This is a genomic window from Brevundimonas sp. (assembly GCF_032107865.1).
In the GTDB taxonomy this organism is placed as follows: domain Bacteria; phylum Pseudomonadota; class Alphaproteobacteria; order Caulobacterales; family Caulobacteraceae; genus Brevundimonas.
Map to the genome: position 1 here is coordinate 1 of NZ_DAMCNG010000197.1, position 4821 is coordinate 4821.

At 69.3% G+C, this 4821-nt stretch carries 6 protein-coding genes; 3 read left to right on the top strand and 3 right to left on the bottom strand.

Going from position 1 to position 4821, the window contains the following annotated elements; all coding sequences use genetic code 11:
- Positions 1-687, top strand: a 687-nt coding sequence (locus tag RT567_RS13530) for a cell wall hydrolase (RefSeq protein WP_313576812.1), incomplete at its 5' end; no start/stop codon positions are given.
- Positions 688-700: 13 nt separating this feature from the next.
- Here RT567_RS13530 and RT567_RS13535 read toward each other — a convergent pair.
- The gene (locus RT567_RS13535; RefSeq protein ID WP_313576813.1) at positions 701-952 is read right to left on the bottom strand and encodes a helix-turn-helix transcriptional regulator; all 252 of its coding nucleotides are present in this window, start codon (positions 950-952) and stop codon (positions 701-703) included.
- Positions 952-1554: a DUF2975 domain-containing protein gene (locus RT567_RS13540; protein ID WP_313576814.1), complete on the bottom strand. Its 603-nt coding sequence runs from the start codon at positions 1552-1554 to the stop codon at positions 952-954. The genes RT567_RS13535 and RT567_RS13540 overlap by 1 nt, the downstream gene beginning before the upstream one ends.
- Before the next feature lie 81 nt (positions 1555-1635).
- Here RT567_RS13540 and RT567_RS13545 point away from each other — a divergent pair, with 81 nt between their 5' ends.
- Positions 1636-2592: an MBL fold metallo-hydrolase gene (locus RT567_RS13545; protein WP_313576815.1), complete on the top strand. Its 957-nt coding sequence runs from the start codon at positions 1636-1638 to the stop codon at positions 2590-2592.
- Positions 2593-2609: 17 nt separating this feature from the next.
- Here the strand turns inward: RT567_RS13545 and trxB are convergent, their stop codons facing one another.
- Entirely contained in the window at positions 2610-3629 is a 1020-nt protein-coding gene (gene trxB / locus RT567_RS13550) for a thioredoxin-disulfide reductase (protein ID WP_313576816.1), read from the bottom strand.
- 79 nt (positions 3630-3708) lie between these two features.
- Here trxB and RT567_RS13555 point away from each other — a divergent pair.
- Positions 3709-4821, top strand: a 1113-nt coding sequence (locus RT567_RS13555) for a TIGR00341 family protein (RefSeq protein WP_313576817.1), incomplete at its 3' end; no start/stop codon positions are given.

A 4821-nucleotide genomic window follows, 5' to 3' on the forward strand; every position in this document is an offset into this window, starting at 1 on the left:
GGCCAGGAGGGCGTGGCCCAGGTCGTGCTGAACCGGGTGCGCGATCCCAACTATCCCTCCAGCGTCTGCGGCGTCGTCTATCAGGGCGCCGAGCGGACCACGGGCTGCCAGTTCAGCTTCACCTGCGACGGCTCCCTGGCGCGCGGGCCGGTGCGCTGGGCCTGGGATCGGGCCGAGCGGGTCGCGGCGCGCGCGCTGAACGGTTATGTGTCCGCGCGCGTGGGCACGGCGACCCACTATCACGCGGATTACGTCCACCCCTGGTGGTCGCCCAGCCTGGCCAAGATCACCCAGGTCGGGGCGCACATCTTCTATCGGTGGAAGGGCGCGGCCGGTGAGACGGCCGCCTTCGTCACCGCCTATTCCGGCCGCGAGCCGTCGATCGACGAGGCCCGCTTCGCCCAGTCGCGCGTCCTGCTGGCCACGGCCGCTGACAGCGTCGAGGAAGCCCTCGCGGGCGCCAAATCCGGCGAACTGCGCACGGTCGAGATCGACGGCCAAAGCCGCGTCGTCGGCATCGCCAGCCTGGGCGGCCGTCGTCAGGCCGGCAAGGACGAGATCGCCGCCATCAACGAACGGCTGAAGGCCTTCGAGACCGGCGCCGTTCCCAGCGTGACCGTGACCGCCCCGCCGCCCGCCGGCGTCACGCCGATGGCCGTCGAAGAAGTCGGCAAGCCGCAGGGGTGAGGGCGCGGGCGGATCAGCCCGTGCCGGTCTTACGAACCAGGTCGTCGTCCGTTTCCGAGGCGTCGGGCGCGTATTCCAGAATGTCGGCCGGGCTACAGTCCAGATAGCGGCATATGGCGTCCAGGGTGGCGAAGCGCAGGCCGCGCACCTTACCTGACTTCAGCAGGGAGAGGTTGGTCTCCGAGATGCCGATGGCGCGCGCCAGCACGTTCGAGCGCACCTTGCGCCGCGCCATCATCACATCCAGTCGCACGATGATGGGCATCAGACGAACCGCGAGGCGTCGTCGTGCACCTCGGCGCCCCAGGCCATGACCCGCGCCACCACGAACAGGATCAGCCCCAGGGCCAGGGCCTTGGCGCTGTCGATCCTCAGCCAGCCCTCGTCGTCGAAACCCGCCAGCGTCACCAGGACATGGCCGAGCGTCGGAGCCACGGCGTAGGCCATCAGCCACAGGGCGATGCCGCCCATGCAGCGGGCGTTCTCCTGGGTCAGCACGACGCCGGACCCGTAGAGGCGGAACAGCCGTCGCAGCCCCCACAGCACCGCCAGGGCGGGGACCATCATCACGCTGGCCGACAGGGCCAAGGCGATCTTCTGAACCCACGGCAGGGCGCCGACGGTGGTCCAGCCGGGCGGCACGGGCGGGACCGTCGCCTCGATATAGATCTGCATCCCGCCGGGACGGACCTGCAACCGGGTTCCGACATAGGTCAGCACGGCCACGACGGCGACCGCCAGCAAGGCGGCGCCCAGCGTGAACAGCACCGTGAACAGCCACTCCAGCGGGCGGCTGAGCCGCCGGATGCGGACGAAGGCGTCAGGCTCCAGCGGAACCGGTGGGGGCAGGGCGACGACGACCGCCATGGGATAACGCTGCTCCAGTTCGATTGACGGTTATATTTTTATGTATTTCGATATGTTCAACAACTCAACCAAGGATACGGCATGTCGCATCAAGGCCAAGGGCGCGGGGCGCTCATGATCGCAGGTCTGGCTCTGGCGGCCCTGGTGACCGGGTGCGCCACCCCGGCCAGCCGCCATCCGTTGACGCCCGCAGACCTGGGCGCGGCTTCGCGCGCCTCGGCGCTGGAGGCGAGCCTGGCGCGGCCCGGCGTCGTGACCTTCGAGCGCGTTCGTTTCGCCCAGTGGACGGCGGGGCGGGGGGTCTTCATCGATCGCAAGGATCCACGCACGGCGACCGTGCCCAAGGGCGATGAGGAGGCGACGATCTACGCCTATGTGGTGGATCACCCTCGCTTCGGACGGGTGATGATCGACAGCGGCGTGTCGACTGAACTGGGAGAGCGGCTGAACGGTCTGATGCGCCGGGCGGTGTCCGACCTTGATGTCCGCATCACGCGCACCACGGCCCAGTGGCTGGACGGCCAGACGCCGCCGCGCGCCGTCTTCCTGACCCATCTGCATTTTGATCATGTGGGCGGGTTGGTGGACCTGCCGGTCACGACGCCGGTCTATGTGGGGGCAGGCGAGGCTCAGGAGCGCAGTCGCGTGAACCTGGTGCTGGGCCGTCCGGCGGACGCCGCCCTGCGCGGCTACGGCCCTCTGCGCGAGTGGCGATTCCAGCCGGACCCAGACGGCCGGTTCGCCGGGGTGCTGGACGTTTTCGGCGACGGTTCGCTCTGGGCGATCAGCACGCCGGGGCATTCGGCGGGATCGACCGCCTATCTGATCAACGCCGTGGACGGGCCGAAGCTGGTGGTCGGCGACGCGGTCAGCACCCGTCTGGGCTGGGAGCAGCAGATGCCGCAGCCGGTTGCGCCTGCCGCTCGCGCCGCTGCTGAAACGTCTGCCGAACGGCTACGCAGCTTTGCGGCTGCGCATCCGAGTGTGACCGTCTTCTTGGGCCACCAGTCCCGAACAGGGCAAGCGGAGGCGCACTGAGGCGCCTCCTGTCTTCCCTACCAGGCGCCGATCTTCTCGGCTTCCTTGTGGCTGATGGGGTGTTGGGCGGCCTTGTGGTCTTCCTCGGCGAGGAAGCGGGCGGCTTCGAGGGCGGCCATGCAGCCCATGCCCGCCGCCGTCACGGCCTGGCGATAGACGTCGTCGGTGACGTCGCCGGCGGCCCAGACGCCCTCGATGGCGGTCGCGGCCGTGCCCGGCTTGACCCGCAGGTAGCCGCCGGAGTTGGTCTCCAACTGGCCCTTGAACAGTTCGGACGAGGGGGCGTGGCCGATGGCGATGAAGACGCCGTCGGCGGGGATTTCGCTGATCTCGCCGGTCTTGACGTTCTTCAGGCGCACGCCGGTGACGTTGCGGGCCACGCCGTCGACGACGCCGACGACTTCCTCGACGGCCACGTCCCAGACGACCTTGATCTTGGGGTGGGCGAACAGGCGGTCCTGCAGGATCTTCTCGGCGCGGAACTCGTCGCGGCGGTGAACCACGGTGACGGTCTCGGCGAAGTTGGTCAGGAACAGGGCTTCCTCGACGGCGGTGTTGCCGCCGCCGACCACCACGACCTGCTTGCCGCGATAGAAGAAGCCGTCGCAGGTGGCGCAGGCCGAGACGCCGAAGCCCTGATACTCAGCCTCGGACTCCAGGCCCAGCCATTTGGCCTGGGCGCCGGTGGAGATGATGACCGTCTCGGCCAGGATTTCGGCGCCCGAGTCCAACGTCAGGCGGAAGGGGCGCTGGGACAGGTCGGCCTTGACCACGATGTCGTGGATGACCTCCGTGCCGACATGCTCGGCCTGGGCCTGCATCTGCTGCATCAGCCAGGGGCCCTGGATGGTCTCTGCAAAGCCCGGATAGTTCTCGACGTCCGTGGTGATGGTCAGCTGCCCGCCGGGCTGCAGGCCGGCGATGATCACCGGGTTCAGCGAGGCGCGGGCGGCGTAGATGGCGGCGGTCCAGCCGGCGGGGCCGGAACCGATGATGGCGACGCGGACGGTACGAGCTTGGGCGTTGGCTTGGGTCATGGCTCCTATTTAGGCGCTGATTCCCGATTTCGCGACGCCTGTCGTTCCGTCACGCTTCATGGAGCGATATGAAACGGACATGACCGCCGAAACGCCCGCCGCCGCCCAGACCCGAAACCTGCTGCGTCGCCTGCTGGTCAGCGCGCGGCGCGGCGTGGATCACGCCGAGGCGGCCGACGCGGTCTATGAGAACGGCGGGCTGAGCGGCCGTTATCTGATGATGACGGTGATCTCCGCCGCTATCGCCGCCCTGGGCCTGATGCTGTCCTCGCCGGCGGTGGTCATTGGGGCCATGCTGGTGTCGCCGATGATGGGGCCGATCGTGGCCCTGGGCTTCTCCCTGGCCCTGCTGGACTGGAACGAGCTGAAGCAGTCGCTGACGGCGCTGGGCGTCGGGGTGGGGCTGGCCCTGTTCGTGGCGATCCTGCTGACCCTGCTGTCGCCGCTGAAGGAGCCGACGGCCGAAATTCTGGCCCGCACGCGGCCCAACTTCTTCGACCTGCTGATCGCGGTCTTTTCCGGTGTGGCGGGCGCCTACGCCGTGATCCGTCAGCGTGGCGAGACCATCATCGGCGTGGCCATCGCCACCGCCCTGATGCCGCCGGTTGCGACGGTGGGCTTCGGCCTGGGGACCGGCGACCTGTCGATCGCGGCGGGCGCCTTCTTCCTGTTCATGACCAACCTGGTGGCCATCGCCCTGGCGGCGACGGTGACGGCGGGCTTCTACGGCTTCCGGCCGCGTCTGCTGGAGCGGCCCAAGCCGTGGCGCGGGGTGGCGGTCATGGTGGTCTTCGTTCTGCTGGCCGTGCCGCTGGCCCTGTCGCTGCGCAGCATCGCCCTGGAGAGTCGGGCCACCGCCGAGACCCGGCTGGCGGTCGAGGACATCTTCGCCGGCGCCGAGTCGCGCATCACCCTGCTGGACGCCCGCAGCGAAGGAAAGGGCGTGACCGTCTCGACCCTGGTCAGCACGCGCAAGCTGGTGGCTGACGCCCAGGCGCGGCTGCAGGAGCGGCTGACGGCGGCCCTGCATGTGCCGGTGTCGGCGACCCTGGACCAGATCGTCGTGGCCGATCCGCAGGCGGCGGCGCGCGCCGTCCAGACCAGCCAGGCGAGCGCGCCCGATCCGGCGGCGGCCCTGCGCAATCGTCTGGCCGACGCCGTGCCCTTCGCCACCGATGCGGTGATGACCGAC